This is a genomic window from Hydrogenophaga sp. 5NK40-0174 (assembly GCF_040372165.1).
Taxonomy (GTDB): Bacteria; Pseudomonadota; Gammaproteobacteria; order Burkholderiales; family Burkholderiaceae_C; genus Hydrogenophaga.
This window is the reverse complement of record NZ_BAABWG010000001.1, coordinates 541,149-564,369: the sequence shown is the minus strand read 5'-3', so window position 1 is coordinate 564,369 and position 23,221 is coordinate 541,149. Positions and strand designations below refer to the sequence as shown.

The following is a 23,221-nucleotide window of genomic DNA, read 5'->3' as shown; positions in this document are numbered from 1 at the left end:
GGCTGGCCGTCAGCTGTCTCCTGAGGCTGCAGGCGGCACGTCCACCAGCTCCATCTGGATCGCCATTTTGGTCAGCTCGATGTCCGATTTGGCACCCAAACGGGCCTTGAGCTGGTAATGGGTATTGCGCACAGTCTTCGGGCTGATGTGCAAGGCCTCTGCAATCTGGTCCACTTCCAAGCCTTGCATGAGCAAGCGGAGCACGTCGAATTCGCGCGGCGTGAGTTCATTCCTGGCAGCCGGGCTGTCGGTCAGCAACAGATGCGTCACCTCGCCTGCAATGTCCGGGCTCAGGGCTCGCTTGCCCAGCGCAACCTGATACACCGCCTCAGCCAGCACACTGGCCGGGCTCGATTTGGTCACATAGCCCAGGGCTCCTGAGCGCAGCGCCTGCACAGCGTGCATCGGGTCCTGGTGCATGGAGAACACCAGCACCCGCGTTTCAGGCAGCCGCCGCTGCACCCGGTCGAGCAGGTTCAATCCGCTGGATTGGCCCAGACTCAAATCCAGCAGCAAGACATCGGGCTTTTGCGCCAGACACAGTGCATAGCCTTCGTCGGCTGCGCCCGCTTCGCCCACGATGCTGATGTCGCCTTTGCTTTCCAGCAGACGCCGATAGCCCTCTCGCACCACGGCATGATCATCGACCAGTGCCACTCGAATCATGTGTTGTCTTCTCCGTTGTTCGGCAATGCCCGCGCCACTGCATTCGGAAGATGGATATCCACCTTGAGTCCGTGCGGCTCCACCACCGCCATGTCGAACCGGCCGCCCAGAGCGTCCACGCGCTCTCGCATGCCCAGAATGCCGTGACCTTCTGAATCGGTGGGTGGCAGGCTGCTGGCCTGGCCGTTGTCAACGATGGTCAGGCGAATGTGTGTGTCGCTCTCACTCAGATCAACCGCCACGTGAGTTGCCTGCCCGTGCCGAAACGCATTCGTCAGCGCCTCCTGCACCAGGCGATAGGCACTGACTGTCAACGTATCGTTCCAGTCTTGCGCCTGTACGTCGACCCGCATGTCGACCTTGACACCTTGAGCTCCATTGCGCTGCCCCTCCCATGTCTTGCCCAACTGCTCCAGGCAACGGTCAAGACCAAATGTATCGAGGCCGGGAGGGCGCAAGCCCTGCAAGATGCGCTGAACGGAAGCCATGGTCTCGCCCGACACTCGCTCGATCGCTTCCAGGCTGGGCATCAGCTCTGGCAACTTGGTCTGAGACACATTGCCAGCATAGGTGGCCTCCGCATTGATGGATGTGAGCCGCTGTCCGAGCTCGTCGTGCAGCTCGCGTGCCAACCTGCGCCGCTCTTCTTCCCGTACCTTGAGCAACCGGTCGGCCAGCACGCGCTGCGCGCCGATGGTCTTTTGCAATCGCGCTGCCATGTGGTTGAACTGCTCCCCGATGCGATGCAGCTCGCGCATGCGCGACGGCGGCATCCGCGCAGCGAGGTCGCCCTGCTCCAGCTGGTCGATGGCAGTCATCATCGCTTGCGTTGGCTGCAATGCCCTGCGCACCACCGCATATACGCCCGCAGACATGAGCATGATGCCCAGCACCATGAGCAGACTCCATTCGAGCTGCCCCCACAAGCGACTCGCTTCGGCAGCCTCATTCGGGCGCAATCGGATCCACCCGACGCGCACACCGGGGTAACGCAAGGCGGGTATCTGGTGTGAAGTGCCAGGTGCTACCAGGTGACCAACCGCCTTCGAAACCCACTGGGGCGACCAGGCCGTATCGCCATAGCAGGCATCGTCCACCACGCGGTCATGAATGTCATGCAGGGATGCACAGAACGGCACCAGCATGCCGATGCCTTGCAACGATTTCAGCTCCAGGTCCAACCTGTAATTGACGAAAGGGCCAGACTCGTCGCCAAAGTCATCCCTGAGGTAGTTGACCTTGAGCTCGACCATGGTGCGGGCCAGTTGCGCTTGTTCCGACGCCATGCGCGGCCCGACCTGCTGCACCCAGTACACCACCGACAGCAGAAACAACAACAAAGCGCCGGCGCACAAGCCGATCACCAGCCTGCGCTTGAGGTCGTATTCACTGCTGGCCGAGCTCGTCTCCATGAGGGGATCTTAGTGGGCGCGCGCCACCAAAACCACCTGCCCGGGCGATTTGCCCGTTCCAGCCTGAGACAGATTCAGTGCTCAGCCATGCGATCGAGCTGCTCCTGCGCTTCAGGCAGCCCCTCCCTGGCGGCCCGCTCCAGCCACCGACGCGCCCCAGTTTCATCTTTCTCCACCCCGTGCCCGCTGAGCAAAGCCATGCCGTAGTGGTAGCGAGCCAGGGTGGCATAGCCGGATGTATCGGGGTGCGCAGCCCCGCGCTTCATCAGCGCCGTGGCCCGCTCAACCCCATTGGGTCCGCCCTGCCCGTTCTCCAGAATCTGCGCCAGCCAGATCATGGAGTACACGTCTTCCCAGCGATCGATACAGTCCTCAAAAATCCGGATCGCTGCTTCATGATCGCCCGTCTTGTCAGCTGCGTAGCCATAGAGGCACTTGAACCGCTTGTTGCTGTCGACCCAGGCCGTGTAGCTCAAGTCACTCTCTGGTCTCTCGTCCACCAAGGTCTCTGCCGTTGGCGAAGGTTCTGCGTGCAACGCCACGCCAGCGACGGCCAGGCACAAACCCAACGCTCCACCCACTGCCCACATCGATCGAATTCCCGTCATATCGCTTGTCTCGCTTTCTCTGCTTCCTACCAGGTTTGCCCATGACCCGTCACCTCTTCCGAGGCAGCCGAATCGCGAACAAACGGATGGTACGAGCCAAAACCAGCACAGATGACAGCGAGCAACCCTCAGGGTGATTTGCCCTGGCCAAAACGGGCAAATCACCCGAGCAAAAAAGCTGGCTACAATGGCGCCAAAAGCGGGCGTCGTTCAATGGTAGGACCTGAGCTTCCCAAGCTCAAGACGTGGGTTCGATTCCCATCGCCCGCTCCAGATAAGACAAAGGCCTTGCGCTTTCGCGCAAGGCCTTTGGCGTTCTGGGGAGGGTGATGGAATGGGATGGAATGGGATGGAATGGGATGGAATGGGATGGAATGGGATGGGATGGGATGAGGTGTGATTCGACCAGGCTTGCCCAGCCTCAAGCAGCCAGCAAAACCCAAAGCCCGATGATGGCGAACAGCACTGCCGTGAGCAGGTGTATCAGACGAATCGGAATGCGGCGCGTGATCGCCTCACCCAGGAACACCACTGGCACGTTGGCGAGCAGCATGCCAAACGTCGTGCCCAACACCACGGCCCACAGCGGCTCGTACTGAGCCCCCAGTGCAACGGTGGCCGCCTGTGTCTTGTCGCCCATCTCTGCCAGGAAAAACACCCAGACCGTCAGACAGAACACACCCCAGCCCGATGAGGCTGCCCCTGCATCCTCTTCTTCCAGCTTGTCCGGCACCAGCATCCACAACGCCATCGCCAGGAAACCGGCACCCAGCACCCAGCGCATCCATTCCGGGTCCACATGTTGGTCAATCCACGCCCCCAGGGCTCCGGCAATCGAATGGTTGAGCAATGTCGCCACGAGAATGCCCCAGACGATGGGCCATGCCCTTCGGTGGCGCGTTGCCAGCACCAGTGACAGGAGCTGGGTCTTGTCACCCATTTCAGCCAGCGCCACCAGGCCCGTCGATATCAGGAATGCATCCAAACCAAGATCCACGATCAAACCAAACTTCAAACCCCGTCCAGGCATCTCTGCCAAGTCGTGCAAATCCCACGTTTGGCGAGCTCTGAGACAGGGCGTTACGTTGAAAAAACGTACACTTTTGTGTGTTGTGCCCGTTTTCAGGCACGAAAGCGAGATTCTGCCCCAAGCCACCGTGCGCGGGCCTGCCCAACATGAATGCCCCGACCCCCTCCTCAGACGCCCCACTGTTTCGCAGCGAGGCCATGACTGGCCAGCGAACCCCGGTATTGGGCCAGATTGTTCTGACGCCCCGGCTTTCGGCCACCTGGGTCAGCCTGATTGCCGCGACGCTGGCCATCGCCGTGATTGTTTTCGGCTTTGTCGGCAGCCTGCAGCGCCGGGTCACGGTCAACGGCCAGCTGCTGCCTGCCGGCGGCGTCTTGCGCGTGCACACCCCGCAGGCTGGTGTTGTGACGGAAAAGCACGTCAGCGAAGGCAGGATGGTGCACAAGGGCGATGTGCTCTATGTGCTCAGCAGTGACCGCATGGGCGAGGATTCCCGAGAGCTGCAGGCGGACATTGCCAGCCAGCTGGAGCAACGCAAGGACTCGCTGGGACAGGAGCTGCGGCGCCAGGTCTCGGCGAAGGACGACGAACTGGCGCGCTTGCGCCGCCGGTTGGTCGCCGCGCAAGGCGAAGCGACCGCCATGTCGGCACAGGTCGACCAGCAAAAAGCCCTGGTCGCGATCGCCCGAGACACGAGAAACCGCTACAAGGGCCTGGCCGACCAGGACTACATTGCCCACGAGGAGCTGGTCCAGAAGGACATGGCGCTGGCCGAGCAGAATGCTCGCATGCGGGCGCTGGAGCGAGAAGCTCTCGCGCTCGAGCGCGAGCGCAACCAGCTGGAGCAGCAAATCGAATCCACGGCTTTGCGGTACGACAATCAGATGGCCGAGCTCGAGCGGGAGATGCTCGGCGCCGAGCAGCAGCTGACCGAAGTCGAGAGTCGCCGCCGCGTGGTGGTGACAGCACCGGAGGATGGGCGCGCGACCCTGGTGACAGCGGAAAAAGGACAGCGAGTCGATGGTTCTGTGCCACTACTGACCATCGTCCCCAGCAACAGCCCTTTGCAGGCAAGGCTCTATGCACCGAGCAGCAGCATCGGCTTTGTGAAACAAGGAGACGAGGTGCTGCTGAGGTATCAGGCGTTTCCGTACCAGAAATTCGGCACTTACCGGGGCGTCGTGGAGTCGGTCTCAACCAGTGCCGTCACCCCCAGTGAACTCAGTGCCGTACCTGCCGTCAGCACCAGTCCGACAGAGCCTGTGTACGCCATCACCGTCAAACTGGAAGTGCATGAAGTACAAGCCTATGGCGGCGTCAGGCCGCTGCAGACCGGCATGCAACTGGAAGCCGACATCCTGCAGGAAAAACGCAAGCTCTATGAGTGGGTTCTCGAGCCTTTGTACAGCGTCACACGACGCATGAGTTGATGCAACACAAAGACGACATGCCTGCAACATCAATTGCATCACCCATGAGAAGCCCCGTGCCGGAGATCCGACCTTGAGCTGGACCGACCAACTTTCCTTTGGCCTCAGGCGCAAACTGCCCGTCATCCTGCAGACAGAGGCCGCTGAGTGCGGACTGGCCTGCCTGGCGATGGTGCTCAGCCGCCATGGCGTTGTCACCGATCTGCCCACCCTGCGCTCGCGTCACTCCATCGCCCTGACAGGTGTCACGCTGGAAAACCTCAGCCAGATCGCCGAGCGAGAGGAAATGGGATCGCGTGGCTTGCGCCTCGAACTCAGCGAGCTGCCTCAACTCAGACTGCCAGCCATTCTTCATTGGGACCTCAACCACTTTGTGGTTCTGAGATCCGCCAGCGCCACACATATCGACATCCATGATCCGGCGGTCGGAGCACGCCGGCTGTCCATGCAGGAAGCTTCCAGCCATTTCACCGGTGTCGCCCTGGAGCTCTGGCCCAACCCGGGGTTTTCGCCACGGGAGGAGAAAACACCCGTGCGGCTCAGCCGCCTGATTGGCCAGGTATCGGGCTTCTGGCCATCTCTGACGCAAGTGCTGTTGCTCTCTCTCGCGCTGGAGGTGTTCAGCCTGGTCTCTCCGCTGTTCATGCAATGGGTTCTCGATGAAGTGGTTGTCTCGCGTGACATGCAGTTGCTGACCACTCTCGCGCTGGGCTTCGGTCTGCTCATGCTGGTGCAGCAAGCCACCGGGCTGGCCCGCTCCTGGCTGCTGATGGTGATCAATACGTCCGTAGGTCTTCAGTGGCGTGCCAATGTGTTTGCCCACATGACGAGACTGCCCTTGTCGTACTTCCAGAACCGCCACCTGGGCGATGTGGTCTCACGTGCAGGATCAGTCTCCAATATCCAGTCCACGCTCACCTCCGCGTTCGTCGAAGCCGTGTTCGACGGCCTTCTGGTGGTGCTCACCCTGGTGCTCATGTTTGTCTACGATGCCACCCTGGCATGGGTCGCCATTCTTTCGGTCGTGCTCTACCTGGCCATCCGGCTGATCTGGTACCGGCCTCTCTACGCTGCCAATGAAGAAGCACTGGTGCGCAGTGCAAACGAGTCCACCCACTTTCTGGAATCGATTCGAGGCATGCGGGCCATCCAGTTGTTTGGCCGCCAGAATCACAGGCAAGGCACCTGGCAGACACTGCTGGTGGGCGCCACCAACGCGCGCCTGAAAACCCAGAAACTCCAGATCCTGTACGGATTGGCCCGGGGGCTGCTTGGAGGAGGATTTACGCTCCTGCTCGTCTGGATGGGGGCAAGAGAAATTGTCGACACGAAGCTGACCGTCGGCATGCTGATCGCGTTCCTTGCCTACCGCGGCCAATTCGAGGCCCGGACCATTGCCCTGATCGACAAACTGGTCGACCTCAAGATGCTGCGTCTGCACGCCGAACGACTGGCAGACCTGGTGCTCACACCGACCACCGGCAGCGGGCAGACCACCCCCTCTCATCGCCCAGGCAAAGTCGCCAAGAACGGCGCCCCGACACCCCCTGCCATCGTGTTGGAAAACGTCCGCTATCGCTATGGAGATGCCGCCCCCTGGGTCATCGATGGCCTCTCCCTTGAGTTCAGGCCTGGCGAACGGGTGGCCATTGCGGGCCGTTCCGGTTGCGGAAAGACCACCCTGGTCAACCTGCTGCTGGGAAGCTTTGCCCCCACCGATGGACACATCCGCATTGATCAGAACCCATTGACGCCTGCCGGGGTAGACCTGTGGCGCCAGCAGGTGGCCACCGTCATGCAGGACGACACCTTGTTTGCCGGCTCCATCGCCGACAACATCTCATTCTTCGACGACCGCCCTGACACCGAATGGATGATGGACTGTGCCGACCTCGCTGCGCTTCATGATGAGATCGAACGCATGCCCATGGGGTACCAGACACTCATCGGCGACATGGGCACGGCGCTGTCGGGTGGACAGAAGCAACGACTCATGCTGGCAAGAGCGCTGTACAAGCACCCCACTGTCCTGATTCTGGATGAAGCCACCAGTCAGCTCGACATCGAGTCAGAAGCCATGGTGAACGATGCCGTTGGCTCTCTGCCCATCACGCGCATTGTTGTCGCCCACCGACCCGAAACGCTGGCCGCTGCCGACCGCGTCATTGAACTCGACAATGGGCGCGTCGTCTTCGACGGCTCGCCCGATGGGTATTTCGAACGCAAAGGGCTGTTTCGACGCCCGACCAATCCAGCATGACGGTGAGCATGAGGATGAGGATGAGGATGAGTCTCTCGAGATCAGGCTTCGGGCGCCGCCACCTGGCCATGGTGCTGACCACTGTGGCGCTTGGCTGGACCTCAACTGCATTCGCAGACAGGCAACCGGCCACGAGCGATCCCTTGCTCAAGCTGTCCACCGCACTGACCTCCAACAGTGGCCCGGCTCACGATGGCGCGGCCGACCAGAGCCAGCCCGACGGCTACGCAAAATGGGTTGAAAGTGCCAGCCAGTGGATGCCAAGCACCGAAGCCTGTGACACGAGGGCGGAACCGCCATGGCACTCGCTCGGCCTGGCCGATGCCATGACCCACCTGCTGTGCACCAGCCCTGCACTGAGGCAGGCGCTTGCAACGACAAGCCAGCGCGAAGCCGAGGTGATCATCAGCGACGCGGCACGCTGGCCAGCCTGGCGGGCCAACATCGACTACAACAACTATCGCAATTTCAATTCGAGCGGAAGCGCCGGCAGCACACTCGGTGCTTCGGTCGGTTTGTCCTGGGTCATGCTCGACCATGGCCGCCGCAATGCAGATCTTCGAGCCACCCGGTTCGCGATGGCATCAGCGCAAGCCAGTCGGGATGCCACTGTCGATGATCAGGTCCTTGAGCTGCTGAGCCTGTACGGTGAAGCGGTGATGGCGCAGGCTGCCCGTGAGGCGGCGGCACAGGCACGTGCGACAAGTGCACAAACCGCTGAAGCCGCCCGGGCACGCCACGAAGCCAGGGTGTCGAGCCGCATCGACCGGCTGCAGGCACAAACCGCTTTCGCCCAGGCCCGGTTGGCGCACGTCAGAGCCTCCAGCGCCTGGAGCAACGCCCGAGCAAGACTGGCTCAGGCGCTTGGCGGAACGAGCGAACAGCCGATCACCCTCAGCGGCTGGGAGCAATGGGTGTACGAAGCCCCCGAGCTCGACAGTGCGCGCGTGGCATTGGCTGAAGAAGCATTCATGCAGCTACCCCGCATGCGTGCATCCCAGGCCGCCATCGATGCAGCACAAGCTCGCCTGGATGCTGTCAAGGCCAGTCACCGGGGCGAGGTCACATTCAATGCGAGCGCCGGCAATTTGCGCAACTGGGGGGCTGCCGGCAATACCACCATTCCCAACGGAAGCGCGTCTGTCGTCGCCAGCTTTCCCCTGTTGTCGACACAACAGGCCAACGCTGAAGTCAGCCGAGCCGAGCAGGATCTGGCACTGGTGCTGGCGCAGAGGGAGGAGCAGCGCCGGCAGTTGCGGCTGCAACTCTGGGAGGCCCAGGAAGCCCTTCGGGCCAGCCAGGAAGAGTTGCGCATGAGTGCCGAACTGCTGGCCAACGCCGAAGTCACCTACGAAGTCGCCCATGGGCGCTACAAGGCTGGTGTAGGCTCCATGCCCGAGCTTCTGGACGCCCAGGCTGCACTGGCGGATGCGCGACGCCAACGCACACAGGCGCTTGTCGGAAGGGTCACGGCCCTGACGCGCCTGAAGATAACGCGAAGCCCCGGGCTCTCTGCCATACCGGCTGCCGGGCCTGATCGCTGAAACCACACCGCCGGGAAGTTTCGGCCAAGAAAAAAGCACCTCACTGAGGTGCTTTTGGCAGTCAGCATCTGACGAATCAGACAGACACTGGTGGCTCGGCCGGGGTCTCGTCGACAGGTGGCTCACCACATGCTGGAGGATCCGGCATGGTCTTTGGTGGCTCGGGCTCACACTGTGGCGGCTCGGGCTGGCACTCTGGCTCTGGATTGCAATCCCTGGATCGCCCTTCGTAGGAATAGTGGCTGCGGTAGCGGGTACGAGAACCGCCGCAACGCGAGCGTCGGAAGAAGAAGCCGCCGGCCACTTCGCTCATTTCTTCTTGGGTCAAGGTACGCATGTTTTCTCCGGAAAATTCGTGAAACATCTCACAGTCGATAACCTTAGTTTACGTGTAATGAAAGGTTTCGACCAGTCAAATTCAGCCCCCTTTTGTCCTGATGGCCACGAAATTTCGTGATAAATCGCACAAATGACTACATGAAGAGCCAGCTGGAGTATGCCAAAGTACCGAAAAATCCCGTTGAGACACATGTAAAAAAATGGGAGCGACCTCAAAGGTGGCTCCCATTCTGGCACGGAGAAAACAGCTCTTAAGTACTCATTTGCACCTGGTTTGCCTGCTTGTTCCGCCGTTTCTTTGCGCGATCGCGACTCGCTGATCTGAGCGGGCCGCTCAGACCAGGCTGACACCGGTCTTGGCGTCCAGCTCTTCGCGGGTCACCCCTGGCGCCATCTCGACCACCTTGAGGCCCTCTGGTGTCACATCCATCACCGCCAGGTCTGTGATGATGCGATCAACGACGCCTTTTCCGGTCAGCGGCAGCGTGCATTCACCCAGGATCTTGAGGTCTTCGCTGCCATCCTTCTTCTTGGCCGTGTGCTCCATCAGGACGATCACGCGCTTGACGCCCGCCACCAGGTCCATGGCGCCGCCCATGCCCTTGACCATCTTGCCCGGAATCATCCAGTTGGCCAGGTCGCCCTTGTCGGTCACCTGCATCGCGCCCAGGATGGACAGGTTGATCTTGCCGCCACGGATCATGGCAAACGACTGATCGCTGCCGAAGATCGAGCTGCCCTTGAGGGTGGTCACGGTTTGCTTGCCGGCGTTGATCAGGTCAGCGTCGACTTCGTCTTCGTATGGGAACGGGCCAATGCCGAGCATGCCGTTTTCGCTCTGCAGCCACACTTCCATGTGGTCGGGCACATAGTTGGCCACCAGCGTCGGGATGCCGATGCCCAGGTTCACATAAAAACCGTCCTGCAGTTCTTGCGCCGCACGTGCGGCCATTTCATCTTTGGTCCAGGCCATGATCAAACTCCATCAAACTTTGCGGTCGCGAGTAGTGCGCTTCTCGATGCGCTTCTCGGGCGTCGGGTTGTGCACGATGCGGTGCACGTAAATGCCCGGCAGGTGAACATCGTCCGGCGCAATTTCGCCAGTGGCCACCACACGCTCCACTTCCACAATGCAGATCTTGCCGGCCGTGGCCGCTGCGGGGTTGAAATTGCGCGCGGTCAGGTTGAACTTCAGGTTGCCCGAGCGGTCTGCAATGTCCGCCTTGATCAGGGCCACCTCGGGCACCAGGGCCCGCTCCATCACGTAGGTCTCGCCATCGAAATCCCGCAACTCTTTGCCTTCTGCCACGAGTGTGCCAACGCCGGTCTTGGTGAAGAATGCAGGGATGCCAGCACCGCCGGCACGCAGTTTCTCGGCCAGTGTTCCCTGGGGGGTGAACTCCAGTTCGAGCTCGCCGGCCAGGTACTGCCGCTCGAACTCCTTGTTCTCGCCGACGTACGACGAGATCATCTTCTTGATCTGCCGGGTCTCCAGCAGCTTGCCCAGGCCAAAGCCATCGACTCCTGCATTGTTGGAAATGACGGTCAAGTCCTTCACACCCGAATCGCGCAAAGCGTCGATCAGGGCTTCGGGAATGCCGCAGAGGCCAAAACCGCCTACTGCCATCAACTGTCCGTCGGCCACGACGCCTTCAAGGGCGGCTGCCGCGCTGGGATATACCTTGTTCACTTTGCTGCGCTCCAGTCGGGGTGAGAGATGCACACATGTCCCAAGACCTCTCGGGACCCTCTGCACCGGACTTCAAGTCGGTGCCCTTCAGGCCGCATCCGGAACCAGAGCAGGCCTGCGCGAGCCGATGCCGAAGCATGTACAGAGGCACCCCAGACGATACTACGTATTCGCATACGTAGTATTGCCTAAAGGGCAACCCTGAATTCACCTCTCACATCACACGCGGGACATATCCCCACGTCGAAGAATGAAAGGTATGTTAAACTTTGTAGGCTCCGCCGGCCTTTGCTGCTGGCGGATATCACACTGACGGCAGGCACTCTCACAGGTGCCATTGATGCCGGCTCGTCGGCCATTTCAGGCGTGCTTACGCCTCAACGGCCTCTCCATTGGGCCCCATCGGTTTCACCTCGCCAGCCCCGTTGGCGATCGCTCGTTACCTTGCGCGGCCACTCTCAATGGCTTTCCAGCCCCAGGAAAGCGCTGCATGACCCGCGCCCGGCGCGGACGCTGCCAGACAGGACATGGTGCGCCACACTGTCTCACCATCATCCTGCTCAGACCATCGCCCTGCCCTGCAGGTGTCATGAAGGGCTTGCTTGGGTCCATGGCTCCGGTGCACCCGGCACCGGAAGTCCCTTCGTTCCAAAGGAGTTCATCCATGAAAATTGCCCATTCGCTGCTTCTCGCCACCACCTTGAGCGCCGCTACCCTCGCTCATGCTGCAGAACCCGAGTCGTGTGCCAAGGTTCGCTTTGCAGACGTCGGCTGGACCGACATCACCGTGACCACCGCCGTGACCAGCGAGATCCTTCAGCAACTGGGCTACACCACCGAAACGCAGATGGTCTCGGTTCCCGTGACGTACAAGTCCCTGCAGAACAAGGATCTGGATGTGTTTCTGGGCAACTGGATGCCCACCATGGAAGCGGACATCAAGCCTTACCGCGATGACGGCTCTGTAGAGACCGTTCGCGCCAACCTTGAAGGCGCCAAGTACACCCTGGCCGTCTCCGCCGCTGCCTATGACGCTGGCCTGAAGTCCTTTGCCGACATCGCCAAGTTCGCCAAAAAGCTCGACAGCAAGATCTACGGCATCGAGCCTGGCAACGACGGCAACCGCCTGATCCAGGGGATGATCGACGAAAACAAGTTCGATCTGGGCAAATTCAAACTGGTTGAATCCAGCGAAGCCGGCATGCTCTCCCAAGTGCAGCGTGCCGAGCGCCGCGGCAAGTGGGTGGTGTTCCTGGGCTGGGAGCCGCACCCGATGAACAGCCGCTTCAAGATGAAGTACCTCGAAGGCGGTGACGACGTCTTTGGCCCCAACCTGGGCGGTGCCACCATCTATACCAATGTGCGCAAGGGCTATGTGCAGGAGTGCCCCAACGTCGGCAAGCTGCTGGGCAACCTGAAGTTCTCGCTGGAGATGGAGAACGAGCTCATGGGCGCCGTGCTCACCGACAAGAAAAAGCCCGACGCTGCAGCCAAGGCCTGGCTCAAAGCCAACCCCCAGTCCATTGACGCCTGGCTCGATGGCGTGACCAGCCGTGACGGCAAGCCTGCGGCTGAAGTGGTCAAGGCAGGTCTGGCCAAGTAAGGCCAGCACCTCTTGAGCGCCGGCCCCTGAACACCACCAGGCGCCGGCGCAATTGGCTCTTGGCCGCCACGCGCGGCACAAGAGGCCATTGCAGCGCGACCCCGCCCAAGCGCGCCAAGTCTCCCGGGCCACAACCACTGCTCCCATGGACATCAAGAAAATTCCTCTGGGTGACGTCACCGCCGACTTCGTCGACTGGCTGACCCTGCACGGCACCGATGTCTTCGACACCATTGCCGACGTCCTCGAAACCACCATTCACGCGGCCACCAACAGCCTGCTGTGGTTTCACCCCCTCGCTCTGATTGCCTTGTTTGCCATCATTGCGCACACCATCCAGCGCAAATGGTCCCTGACCATCTTTTGCGTTCTCTCGTTCCTGCTCATCCTGAATCTGGGTTACTGGCAGGAGACGATCGAGACTTTGGCGCAGGTACTGTTCGCCACCCTGGTCTGTGTGGTCATCGGTGTCCCGCTGGGCATCTTCGCCGCACACAAACCCCGCTTCTACACCGCGATGCAGCCGGTTCTGGACCTGATGCAGACGGTGCCGACTTTCGTCTATCTGATCCCCACCCTCACACTGTTCGGTCTGGGCGTGGTGCCCGGCCTGATCTCCACAGTGGTGTTCGCTATTGCGGCCCCTATCCGCCTGACCTACCTGGGCATTCACGATGTGCCCGCCGAGCTGCTCGACGCCGGCAAGGCCTTCGGCTGTTCGCGCCGCCAGCTGCTCACCCGCGTTGAGTTGCCATACGCCATGCCCAGCATCTCGGCAGGCATCACACAGTGCATCATGCTGTCGCTGTCCATGGTGGTGGTCGCTGCCCTGGTGGGTGCCGACGGCCTTGGAAAACCGGTGGTCCGGGCCCTGAACACGGCCGATATCGCCGTCGGCTTCGAAGCCGGCCTGGCCATCGTGCTGCTGGCCATCATGCTCGACCGTGTGTGCAAGCAGCGCACCCCACTGAAGGGAGGTGCGGCATGAGTCTGATCGATATCCAGGACGTCGACGTCGTCTTCTCCAATTCGCCCAAGCCCGCACTCGACCTGCTGGACCAGGGACTTTCCCGCAATGAGATCTTCAAACAGACCGGCCTCATCGTCGGTGTGGAGAAAGCCAATCTGTCAGTAGACCGCGGCGAAATCTGCGTGCTCATGGGGCTGTCCGGCTCGGGCAAATCCAGCCTGCTTCGCTGTATCAACGGCCTCAATACAGTCAGCCGCGGCCGGCTGCTGGTCGAGCACGAAGGCTCTCAAGTTGACATTGCCAACTGCTCCGCCGCCCAGCTCAAAGCCATGCGCACACAGCGCATCGCCATGGTGTTCCAGAAGTTCGCGCTCATGCCCTGGCTCACAGTGGCCGAGAACGTGAGCCTGGGGCTGGAGATGCAGGGCTTGCCCAGCGGCGAGCGCAAGAAGCGCATCAATGAAAAGCTTGAACTGGTGGGCCTGAGCCAATGGCGCGATGAGCGACCGGACGCTCTCTCCGGCGGCATGCAGCAGCGCGTGGGTTTGGCCCGGGCACTGGCCATGGACGCCGACATCCTGCTGATGGATGAGCCGTTTTCAGCGCTAGACCCTCTGATCCGCCAGGGACTGCAGGATGAGCTGCTGGAGCTGCAACGCAAGCTCGACAAAACCATTGTGTTCGTGAGCCACGACCTCGATGAAGCCCTGAAGCTGGGCAACAGCATCGTGATCATGAAGGAAGGCCAGATCGTCCAGCACAGCCGCCCTGAAGACATCGTGCTCAACCCGGCCAATGACTATGTGCGCGCCTTTGTGGCTCACACCAATCCGCTCAACGTGCTCAGTGGCAAGAGCCTGATGCGCCCTCTGGCCGCTTGCGAACAACGCGACGGCGAAGTCTGCCTCGACGACGTGGCCGACATCTGGCTCAAGGTCGACGGCCAGGGCACGCTGGTGGGCGTACGGCGCGGCGATGAGTCGCTGCCCGTTCAGCACTGGACGCCGAGTGATGCCATCGAGAGCCTCAAACCCCTGCCCACCATGGTCGACGTGAGCATCGGCATGCGCGAAGCGCTGCACATTCGCTACCAGACCGGCCAGAAGCTGGTGCTCGGCAAAGGTAGCCAGCCCGCGGGCATCCTGGGCGACCGCGAGCTCTATCACGCCTTGCTGGGCAAAGCCATGGGCTGACCAAGGCAACCGGCACACAAGCCGGTGCCTACCTGCCCTTCTGCCTTTGGTACTGCCTTTGGTTCTGTCACTCACCAACCAACGATTTAGACGGAGGCTTTCATGTCTTCACCTGCATCTTCTGCTACTCCTCTTCCAACGCAAAAGCTCTACATCGGCGGCGCCACCACGGACGCCACCAGCGGCGAGACCTTCGATACGGTCAACCCGGCCAATGGCGAACGCCTGGCCTCCGTGCAAACCGCATCCCGCGACGACGTGGACAAGGCCGTGGCCAGTGCCCGCGCCGGGCAACGCGTCTGGGCCGGCTACACCGCCATGCAGCGCTCACGCGTGTTGCGACGCGCGGTGGACATCCTGCGCGAGCGCAACGATGAACTGGCCGACCTGGAAACGCTGGACACTGGCAAGCCGCGCTCGGAAACCCGCGCGGTGGACATCGTCACAGGCGCTGACGTGCTCGAGTACTACGCTGGTCTGGCCACCGCCATCGAGGGCATGCAGGTGCCCTTGCGCGAATCCTCATTCGTGTACACCCGACGCGAGCCCCTGGGTGTGGTGGCGGGCATCGGCGCCTGGAACTACCCCATCCAGATCGCGCTGTGGAAATCGGCTCCGGCACTGGCGGCGGGCAACGCGATGATCTTCAAACCCAGCGAAGTCACGCCGCTGACGGCGCTCAAGCTCGCCGAGATTTACACCGAGGCCGGCCTGCCCGACGGCGTGTTCAATGTCTTGCAAGGCCCGGGCGCCACGGTGGGTGCCTGGCTGACCGAGCACCCGGGCATCGACAAGGTGTCGTTCACGGGCGGCACGGTCACCGGCAAGAAGGTGATGGCCAGTGCCTCGGGCTCGACGCTGAAAGAGGTGACCATGGAGCTGGGCGGCAAGTCGCCGCTGATCGTGTTTGCCGATGCCGATCTCGATCGCGCTGCCGACATCGCGCTCATGGCCAATTTCTACAGCTCGGGCCAGGTCTGCACCAATGGCACGCGGGTGTTCGTGCATCGCTCCGTTCAACCCGCCTTCGAAGCCAAAGTGATCGAACGCGTCCAGCGCATTCGCATGGGTGACCCGACGGCGGACGACACCAACTTCGGCCCGCTGGTGAGCCTGGCCCACATGGACAAGGTGCTGGGCTACATCGAGACCGGCAAGGCCGAAGGCGCCAGGCTGCTGATCGGTGGTGAACGCGCCACCGAGGGTGAACTGGCCCAAGGCGCCTATGTGAAACCCACCGTGTTCACCGCCTGCGAAGACCACATGAAGATCGTCCAGGACGAGATCTTCGGCCCGGTCATGGCGATTCTGGCCTTCGACGACGAGGATGAGGTCATTTGCCGCGCCAACCACACCGACTACGGCCTGGCTGCCGGTCTGGTCACGCAGAACCTCAATCGTGCGCACCGCGTGATCCACCAGCTGCAAGCCGGTATCTGCTGGATCAACACCTGGGGTGAGTCAGCGGCCGAAATGCCGGTGGGCGGCTACAAGCAGTCGGGCGTAGGCCGCGAGAACGGCATTGAAACCCTGAACGCCTACACCCGCACCAAGTCCATCCAGGTGGAGATGGGCGAGTACGCCTCGGTGTTCTGAGACGGAACACGACAGGCTTGAACTGGACAAATATGCACGGGAAGCGAACCACCCCATGAACTCCACCGAATTCGACTACATCGTCATCGGCGCAGGCTCAGCCGGCAACGTGCTGGCCACGCGCCTGACCGAAGACGCCGATGTGAGCGTGCTGCTGCTGGAAGCAGGCGGCCCCGACTACCGGCTCGATTTCCGCACGCAGATGCCCGCGGCGCTTGCCTACCCGCTGCAGGGCCGGCGCTACAACTGGGCCTACGAAACGGAGCCCGAGCCCCACATGGACAACCGCCGCATGGAATGCGGGCGTGGCAAGGGACTCGGCGGATCGTCGCTCATCAACGGCATGTGCTACATCCGCGGCAATGCGATGGATTACGACAGCTGGGCCAAGCGCCCCGGTCTGGAAGACTGGAGCTACCTCGACTGCCTGCCCTATTTCCGCAAGGCCGAGACGCGCGACATTGGCGCCAATGACTACCACGGCGACAGCGGACCGGTGAGCGTGACCACGCCCAAGAACGGCAACAACGAACTCTTCCATGCCATGGTGGAAGCCGGTGTACAGGCCGGCTACCCCCGCACGGATGACCTCAACGGCTACCAGCAAGAGGGCTTCGGCCCCATGGACCGCACGACCACCCCGCAGGGCCGCCGCGCCAGCACGGCGCGCGGGTACCTGGATCAGGCGCGGGGTCGCCCCAATCTGACCATCGTCACCCACGCCATGACCGACAGCATCCTGTTCTCGGGCAAGCGCGCGACAGGGGTAAGCTACCTGCGGGGAACGCAGGCCATCAAGGCCACTGCCCGGCGCGAGGTGCTGCTGTGCTCCGGGGCCATCGCCTCGCCGCAGATCCTGCAGCGCTCGGGCGTGGGGCCGGCCGATCATCTGCGCGGCCTGGACATTCCTGTGGTGCTGGACCTGCCGGGGGTCGGTGCCAACCTGCAGGATCACCTGGAGATCTACCAGCAGTACGAGTGCCTCAAGCCCGTCTCGCTGGTCGGTGCGCTGAAGTGGTGGAACCAGCCGGCCATCGGTGCTGAATGGCTGTTCCTCCAGCGCGGCATTGGCGCCAGCAACCAATTCGAAGCCGGTGGGTTCATTCGCTCGTCTGACGAGTTCGAGTGGCCCAACATTCAGTACCACTTCCTGCCGGTGGCCATCAACTACAACGGCACCAACCCGATCAAGGTCCACGGCTTCCAGGCCCACATGGGTTCGATGCGTTCACCCAGTCGTGGCCGGGTTCTGCTCAAATCCAAAGACCCGCACCAGCACCCGAGCATCCTGTTCAACTACATGTCCACCGAACAGGACTGGGCCGAGTTTCGCGCCGGCATCCGCATCACCCGCGACATCATGCGCCAGCCCGCCCTCAAGCCGTATGCGGGCCGCGAGATCACGCCGGGCGAACCCGCCCAATCGGATGCCGAGCTGGACGCCTATGTGCGCCAGCACGCCGAAACGGCCTACCACCCCTGCGGCACCAACGCCATGGGCATCGGCGAGATGGCCGTGGTTGACGGCGAGGGCCTCGTACACGGTCTGGAGGGCCTGCGGGTGGTCGATGCGTCCATCATGCCGGAGATCGTGACGGGCAACCTGAACGCCCCGACCATCATGATGGCCGAGAAAATCGCCGACCGGATCCGCGGCCAAGCCCCGTTGCCCCGATCAAACGCAGCCTATTTCGTGGCCGGCAATACCCCTGCGCGAGGCGCTCGCAGCACCCAATCCGCCTGATCCAAAGGGCCGGTCGTCGATCGGTCCCTGTTTACACTTGGCGAAGAGTGCTCATCCTGAGCGCTTGCACCAAGGCAAAGCTTCATGGACACGGACTATCAGCTGGCATTTCAGCTCGCCCCCGTTGGCCTGGCCATCTCGCGCCAGCGCATCATGACCGACTGCAACCAGGCCTTGTGCGACATGTTCGGCGCCACGCCCGACCAGCTCATCGGTCAGAGCTTTCAGATCCTGTACCCCAGCGCGGATGAGTACGAGCGCATGGGCGAGCGCATTGCACCCATCATGGGACGCAGCGGCACCTATGCAGATGAACGCATCATGCGCCGCGTCGACGGGCGCTTCCGCGGTGAAACCTTCTGGTGCCACGTCACCGGCCGGGCGCTGGACCCTACTCAGCCCCACGCCGCCGGCATATGGAGTTTTGAAGACCTGAGCTCACGCCGCCAGGTCAAGGCAGAGCTGACCCCTCGCGAACGGGAAGTGGCCGCCCTGGTGATGAACGGCCTGACCAGCAAGGAAATCGGCAAAGCTCTTTCCATCAGCCCGCGCACGGTGGAAATCTACAGAGCTCGCCTCATGCGCAAGTACCAGGCCCATTCCACCCCGGACCTGGTCAACAAACTCCTCCAAGGCTGAACCAGCATCAGGCTGGTCTCACCCGTTGATTCCTCTGCTGCAGGATTCGATTTGCCGCTCATGCTTCACAAATAAATGAACACTGTTTATTTATTTGAACAATAGAAATTCAGTGAGCTGGGCTGAATGAAATGAGGTATGACTATCTTTTCAGGCACGAAAGACTCGATTAAACAATGTTCAGATCAAAGTCAGAAAAATGAAGCTGCAGCAGCAGCCTCAAAACATTCATTCAATGTTTATTTACTTGAACATCGTTTATTTTTGTAGAGGTATTCAAGCTCACCGGCCAGATTCCACCACTTCCGCGGCACTGCGAAATGCCTCCACGGCCGCCGGCACACCGCAGTAAACCGCGGCATGAAGAAGAACCTCTTGAATCTCCTCCACCGTGGCTCCGTTGTTCAGGGCGCCTCGAACATGGCCCTTGAGTTCGTTCTGGCGGCTCAGCGCGGTGAGCATGGCCACCGTGACCAGGCTGCGGGTTTTGCGGTCCAGGCCATCGCGCTGCCAGGTTTCGCCCCAGGCTGCACGGCAGATGTGGTCCTGAATGGGTTGAGTGAACGGCGTGGTAGCGGCCAGCGCCTTGTCCACGAAGGCATCGCCCATCACCTCGCGGCGGGTTTGCAGGCCTTTTTCGTATTGCTCGTTCTGTGCCATGTTGAAGTTCCTTTCTCTTTCTTTCTGTCAGGGAGTCCAGGGTTCTGGAATTCAGGATTGGGAGGATTGAGGTGCGGTCGTGCGGGTGAATGCGCTCGAAATTCCGACCGAAACCGCAAAAATAAGCAGCAACCGATACAAGGGTTCTCGCCAGTCACTCAACAGCATGGCCTGAGCATAATGGTCTCGGCCCTGCGGGGCCGCACCTGGCCTCGCCCGCCACCGCTCTGACCGGCGAAAAAGACAAACTGAGACATCGAACGAAACGAAGAAAGAAGCGCAACGCCAATGACCGAAGCCGCGACCACAGCACCACGCTACCCCCAGCCAGACCTCAACAGCCTCCCCGAGGACATCAAGGCCAAGATCCTGGAGGTGCAGGAAAAGGCCGGTTTCATCCCCAACGTGTTCCTTGGCCTGGCGCGGCGCCCTGCCGAATGGCGAGCATTTTTCGCCTACCATGACGCCTTGATGCTGCCGGAGACGGCCGGACGTGAATCTGGTTTGACCAAAGGCGACCGAGAGATGATCGTCACCACGACCAGCGCCGCCAACCATTGCCTGTACTGCGTCGTCGCCCACGGCGCCATCCTGCGCATCTATGAAAAGAAGCCCCTGGTGGCCGACCAGGTGGCGGTGAACCACCGCAAAGCCGACATCAGCCCCCGTCAGAAGGCCATGCTCGACTTCGCGATGAAGGTCTGCCAGCACTCCGACGAGATTGAAGATGCTGACTTCGAAGCGCTGCATGCCCATGGATTCACCGATGAGGATGCCTGGGACATTGCCGCTATTACCGCATTTTTTGGGCTGTCGAACCGGATGGCGAGTTTCAGTGGGATGCAGCCGAATGAGGAGTTTTATTTGATGGGGAGATTGCCGAAGGGGAAATGAGGATGACCATCCTCTGATGGCTATGGCTATGGCTATGGCTATGCCTCCGGCAGGGGGTTCTTCCTCGTTCCTCCTTTTCTTCCCCCCCTATCCCCCCCGCCCCTTTCCACCCCCGCCGGGGCGGAAAGGGGAGCCTTTAAACATTCGGCTTCTGCGGTCTGGACGGGCGGCTACTGGCGGGAGGTTGCCACTGCTTCTGGCTCGCCACGGTTTCTCCACCGCTGTCGTAGAGACTTCACCTCCCCTTGGTGCGCCCACGGCAGGCAACCAGCGTTGCCGCTGCGCGGCTCGCCGGTTGCCTGCGAGCGAAACATTTCAGGTCAAAGGGACTTGCAACGCGCGAAGCCAGCGCCCAGCTGACAAGCCGCAAAGCGGCAAAGTCAGCTGGGCGCCGTGGGCGTGAAAACCAATGCCGAGGCCCCTACGACTGCTTCAGCGAAATGCATGTACCCCAAACCACGGTGGCGACGCATCGAGCCGTAGAAGCCGAGTCGGAGACCAGAAGCCAAATGAGAGCTCCCCCTTTCCGCCCGGCGGGGTGGAAAGGGGGTTGGGGGGATAGGGGGGAAAGAAAAGCCGTTCGATACAGGCAATAAAACGCCGGCGGCAAAAGGAACGCGCCAACCAGGCCAATGGCACTTGGAGTGCCCTACTCCCCTCGCAACCTCGGCACCACCCCCGCCCCCTCAATCATCCCCCTCGCCTTCTCCGACATCGGCACCGATTTCTGCTGGGGGAAGTTCACCCAGACACAAGTCGCACCGCCATTGGCATAAACCGTGTCCGGATCGTCCGTGCGTAGCAGCTCGTGGTAGGTGTCGAACGAGGTCTTACCCATCGCACCCAGATAAGTCTTGACCAACACATCACCCGGGAACTCCAGCTGCTGGATGAAATTGCAGAACGCGTTGACGATCACGGGCCCTTCGCCTTTGGGGTCTACTGGCAGTCCCATGCCGAAGAACCAGTCCAGCCGGGCGATTTCCATGTAGCGGAAGTAAATGGTGTTGTTCACATGGCCCATGGCGTCCATGTCGCCCCAGCGGATGGGCACCACCATTGTGTGCACCAGGCGTTTCTCATTGGGCAGTTCAAGTTTCACTACTCAGGCACTCCATCCAGAAAATTCTGCAGGGTCGGGGTGTTCATCGATGGGCCCGGATGGACGCCACAATACCGGTCACGAACAGCAGTGCGGCGAGGCCTTGAGTCCAAGCCGGCCATTGCATGGTCCAGACAAATGCATAGGTCAGCCCAAACAGGGTTTCACTCACGATCAATTGGCCGGCCAGACTCTCGGGGAGACGTCGGCTGGCGACATTCCACAAGACGGACGCTACCCAGCCGGACCCGATGCCAGTGATCAGGCAAACCCAGACGTAGGCCTGGAATTGGTCTCGCGCGGCCAGCCCCGCCCAGTCAGGCCAGCCCCACACCAGCACCGAGGCGATGGCACCCACCCCCGCCGCCACGCTCTGCCAGTTGGCCCATGTGGTGGAAGAAAGCTGCGGATGGCGCCGCAACCAGGCGGCGTTCCAGAAGCCAAACACCAGCCAGCTGAGCATGGCAGCAGCTGCAAACATCAGGCCTTTGGCAGGCTCAGGCCCCGACACCGCCCCGGCCTGTGCAGCCCCTGTGGTGGCGGCGTGCATCAGCACGAGTCCGCCGAGCGTGAGGGCCATGCCCACCGCCAGGTGCCGCCAGAGCACACCAGCCGGCTTGCCCAGCACCATCATCCACACGGGCAACGTCCCGATGACCAGAACAGGCAAGGCAGCGCCAGCCGCCTCGACAGCCAGAAACAACAGCCAGTAATAGCCCGTGTAGCCCAGGACGCTTTGGGCCAGCGCTATCCAGGGTGCAGACGCAGGTAATCCAGAGGGTGCGCACTTGCTGCGCCCTCCTCGCGACCATTGCAGCAGCAGCACACACAGCGCAAACGCCCCGCAGGACAGGTAGCGCCCGACCATGACATCCAGCGCCCTGGCTTCAGGCACGACCAGAGGCGCCACAAAGGTCAGCCCCCAGAAGGCGCCCGCCCCCAGACCGGCCGCAATGCCAAGGCCCAAACCATGACGACCAGGAAGCACTGCGCTCGGCCCAGGCGCAGCATGCGCCGCAGCGGACAGCGCCGCCTCAGGCGCCGAAGCCGTCATCTGCCGCAATCACGGCACCATTCACAAAATGGCTCTCATTGCTGGCCAGCATCACCAGCACTGCATCCAGGTCTGCCGGCTGCCCGACGCGTTTGCGCGGCAACATGCTGATCAGCTTTTGCCCCTGCTCGGTCTGCCAATGATGGTGATTGATCTCGGTATCGATATAACCGGGGCAAATGGCATTCACGTTGATGCCGAACCTGCCCCATTCCACCGCCATGGCCTTGGTCATGTGCACCACAGCAGCCTTGCTCATGCAATAGATGCCGATCTGCGGCAGCACTTTGAGGCCGGCCATGGACGCGATATTGATGATGCGGCCACCCACGAAGGTGCCAGGAGCCGAGCCTTTGCTTCGGGCCAGCATGCGTTTGGCCACTTCCTGGGCCACAAAAAAGGTCCCCTTGGTGTTGGTGTCGAGCACGAAGTCGTAATCTTCTTCCGTCACGTCCTGCAGGCGTTGCGTGGTGCTGACCCCGGAGTTGTTCACCAGAATATCGATGGGACCGACCTGCGTTTCAGCATGTGCGATGGCCGCCTTGATGGAGGCCAGGTCCGTCACGTCCATGGCCACTGCGTGAGCGTCGCCACCATCGGCCTCGAGGTGCGCACGCAAGGCCATCAGGCGGTCTGTTCGCCGACCAGCCAGCACCACTGCGGCCCCTGCCTTGGTCAGGGTTTTCGCGAACTGTTCGCCCAGGCCGCCGGATGCCCCGGTGATCAGGGCCACGCGTCCGGACAAATCCAAGCTGTATGCCATTTCTGCTCCTGTTTTGCTGCCCTT

Annotated in this window: 21 protein-coding genes and 1 tRNA gene; 11 read left to right on the top strand and 11 right to left on the bottom strand. The window is 61.6% G+C overall.

The annotated features are described in order from the left end of the window. Nucleotides 1–9 precede the first annotated feature (9 nt). The 3 genes from ABWV89_RS02580 to ABWV89_RS02570 form a co-directional block, all read right to left on the bottom strand. Nucleotides 10–666, bottom strand: coding sequence for a response regulator (locus ABWV89_RS02580; protein WP_353393912.1), 657 nt, complete (start codon nucleotides 664–666; stop codon nucleotides 10–12). Further along, nucleotides 663–2,078 carry a histidine kinase gene (locus tag ABWV89_RS02575; RefSeq protein WP_353393910.1) on the bottom strand — a complete coding sequence of 472 codons (1,416 nt, stop codon included), beginning with the start codon at nucleotides 2,076–2,078 and terminating at the stop codon, nucleotides 663–665. The genes ABWV89_RS02580 and ABWV89_RS02575 overlap by 4 nt, the downstream gene beginning before the upstream one ends. Nucleotides 2,079–2,152: 74 nt before the next feature. Continuing rightward, on the bottom strand, nucleotides 2,153–2,686 hold the full coding sequence (locus tag ABWV89_RS02570) for a tetratricopeptide repeat protein (RefSeq protein WP_353393908.1): 534 nt from the start codon (nucleotides 2,684–2,686) through the stop codon (nucleotides 2,153–2,155). A 199-nt stretch (nucleotides 2,687–2,885) separates the two neighbouring features. On the opposite strand from ABWV89_RS02570, the gene ABWV89_RS02565 reads away from it, so the two are divergent. After that, nucleotides 2,886–2,959, top strand: a tRNA-Gly gene (locus ABWV89_RS02565). A 148-nt stretch (nucleotides 2,960–3,107) separates the two neighbouring features. Here ABWV89_RS02565 and ABWV89_RS02560 read toward each other — a convergent pair. Continuing rightward, entirely contained in the window at nucleotides 3,108–3,671 is a 564-nt protein-coding gene (locus tag ABWV89_RS02560) for a TMEM165/GDT1 family protein (protein ID WP_353395137.1), read from the bottom strand. 191 nt (nucleotides 3,672–3,862) lie between these two features. Between ABWV89_RS02560 and ABWV89_RS02555 the strand changes: the two genes are divergently transcribed. The 3 genes from ABWV89_RS02555 to ABWV89_RS02545 all read left to right on the top strand — a co-directional run bounded on the left by ABWV89_RS02555 (nucleotide 3,863) and on the right by ABWV89_RS02545 (nucleotide 8,950). Beyond that, the gene (locus ABWV89_RS02555; protein ID WP_353393905.1) at nucleotides 3,863–5,146 is read left to right on the top strand and encodes an HlyD family secretion protein; all 1,284 of its coding nucleotides are present in this window, start codon (nucleotides 3,863–3,865) and stop codon (nucleotides 5,144–5,146) included. A gap of 73 nt (nucleotides 5,147–5,219) precedes the next feature. Then, on the top strand, nucleotides 5,220–7,406 hold the full coding sequence (locus tag ABWV89_RS02550) for a peptidase domain-containing ABC transporter (protein WP_353393903.1): 2,187 nt from the start codon (nucleotides 5,220–5,222) through the stop codon (nucleotides 7,404–7,406). 26 nt (nucleotides 7,407–7,432) lie between these two features. Further along, nucleotides 7,433–8,950 carry a TolC family protein gene (locus ABWV89_RS02545; protein ID WP_353393901.1) on the top strand — a complete coding sequence of 506 codons (1,518 nt, stop codon included), beginning with the start codon at nucleotides 7,433–7,435 and terminating at the stop codon, nucleotides 8,948–8,950. Between the two features lie 76 nt (nucleotides 8,951–9,026). Here ABWV89_RS02545 and ABWV89_RS02540 read toward each other — a convergent pair whose 3' ends face one another. From ABWV89_RS02540 to ABWV89_RS02530, 3 genes are all read right to left on the bottom strand, one after another. Further along, entirely contained in the window at nucleotides 9,027–9,287 is a 261-nt protein-coding gene (locus ABWV89_RS02540) for a hypothetical protein (RefSeq protein WP_353393899.1), read from the bottom strand. A 336-nt stretch (nucleotides 9,288–9,623) separates the two neighbouring features. After that, nucleotides 9,624–10,262 (bottom strand): 3-oxoacid CoA-transferase subunit B, encoded by a 639-nt coding sequence (locus tag ABWV89_RS02535; RefSeq protein WP_353393897.1) that lies wholly within the window; start codon nucleotides 10,260–10,262, stop codon nucleotides 9,624–9,626. Nucleotides 10,263–10,274: 12 nt separating this feature from the next. Beyond that, complete coding sequence (locus ABWV89_RS02530) at nucleotides 10,275–10,979, bottom strand: CoA transferase subunit A (protein ID WP_353393895.1); 705 nt, start codon at nucleotides 10,977–10,979, stop codon at nucleotides 10,275–10,277. A 664-nt stretch (nucleotides 10,980–11,643) separates the two neighbouring features. On the opposite strand from ABWV89_RS02530, the gene ABWV89_RS02525 reads away from it, so the two are divergent. From ABWV89_RS02525 to ABWV89_RS02500, 6 genes are all read left to right on the top strand, one after another. Further along, on the top strand, nucleotides 11,644–12,582 hold the full coding sequence (locus ABWV89_RS02525; protein WP_353393893.1) for a choline ABC transporter substrate-binding protein: 939 nt from the start codon (nucleotides 11,644–11,646) through the stop codon (nucleotides 12,580–12,582). A 145-nt stretch (nucleotides 12,583–12,727) separates the two neighbouring features. After that, on the top strand, nucleotides 12,728–13,570 hold the full coding sequence (gene choW, locus ABWV89_RS02520) for a choline ABC transporter permease subunit (RefSeq protein ID WP_353393891.1): 843 nt from the start codon (nucleotides 12,728–12,730) through the stop codon (nucleotides 13,568–13,570). Beyond that, nucleotides 13,567–14,745, top strand: a complete 1,179-nt coding sequence (gene choV, locus ABWV89_RS02515) for a choline ABC transporter ATP-binding protein (protein ID WP_353393889.1) — start codon at nucleotides 13,567–13,569, stop codon at nucleotides 14,743–14,745. The genes choW and choV overlap by 4 nt, the downstream gene beginning before the upstream one ends. Before the next feature lie 102 nt (nucleotides 14,746–14,847). Further along, on the top strand, nucleotides 14,848–16,341 hold the full coding sequence (gene betB / locus ABWV89_RS02510) for a betaine-aldehyde dehydrogenase (RefSeq protein ID WP_353393887.1): 1,494 nt from the start codon (nucleotides 14,848–14,850) through the stop codon (nucleotides 16,339–16,341). Nucleotides 16,342–16,396: 55 nt separating this feature from the next. Beyond that, nucleotides 16,397–18,085, top strand: coding sequence for a choline dehydrogenase (betA, locus tag ABWV89_RS02505; protein ID WP_353393885.1), 1,689 nt, complete (start codon nucleotides 16,397–16,399; stop codon nucleotides 18,083–18,085). A gap of 84 nt (nucleotides 18,086–18,169) precedes the next feature. Then, nucleotides 18,170–18,724, top strand: a complete 555-nt coding sequence (locus ABWV89_RS02500) for a LuxR C-terminal-related transcriptional regulator (protein WP_353393883.1) — start codon at nucleotides 18,170–18,172, stop codon at nucleotides 18,722–18,724. A gap of 282 nt (nucleotides 18,725–19,006) precedes the next feature. Here ABWV89_RS02500 and pcaC read toward each other — a convergent pair whose 3' ends face one another. Beyond that, the gene (pcaC, locus tag ABWV89_RS02495; protein ID WP_353393881.1) at nucleotides 19,007–19,384 is read right to left on the bottom strand and encodes a 4-carboxymuconolactone decarboxylase; all 378 of its coding nucleotides are present in this window, start codon (nucleotides 19,382–19,384) and stop codon (nucleotides 19,007–19,009) included. A 288-nt stretch (nucleotides 19,385–19,672) separates the two neighbouring features. Here pcaC and ABWV89_RS02490 point away from each other — a divergent pair, with 288 nt between their 5' ends. Beyond that, nucleotides 19,673–20,278 (top strand): peroxidase-related enzyme, encoded by a 606-nt coding sequence (locus ABWV89_RS02490; protein WP_353393879.1) that lies wholly within the window; start codon nucleotides 19,673–19,675, stop codon nucleotides 20,276–20,278. A 649-nt stretch (nucleotides 20,279–20,927) separates the two neighbouring features. On the opposite strand, the gene ABWV89_RS02485 is transcribed toward ABWV89_RS02490, so the two are convergent. The 3 genes from ABWV89_RS02485 to ABWV89_RS02475 are packed head-to-tail and all read right to left on the bottom strand — an operon-like array spanning nucleotide 20,928 to nucleotide 23,197. Then, nucleotides 20,928–21,380, bottom strand: coding sequence for an acyl-CoA thioesterase (locus ABWV89_RS02485; RefSeq protein ID WP_353393877.1), 453 nt, complete (start codon nucleotides 21,378–21,380; stop codon nucleotides 20,928–20,930). A 43-nt stretch (nucleotides 21,381–21,423) separates the two neighbouring features. Next, on the bottom strand, nucleotides 21,424–22,434 hold the full coding sequence (locus tag ABWV89_RS02480; RefSeq protein WP_353393875.1) for a DMT family transporter: 1,011 nt from the start codon (nucleotides 22,432–22,434) through the stop codon (nucleotides 21,424–21,426). After that, nucleotides 22,415–23,197, bottom strand: coding sequence for an SDR family oxidoreductase (locus ABWV89_RS02475; protein ID WP_353393874.1), 783 nt, complete (start codon nucleotides 23,195–23,197; stop codon nucleotides 22,415–22,417). Before ABWV89_RS02475 ends, ABWV89_RS02480 begins: the two co-directional genes overlap by 20 nt. Between the last annotated feature and the right edge of the window lie 24 nt (nucleotides 23,198–23,221).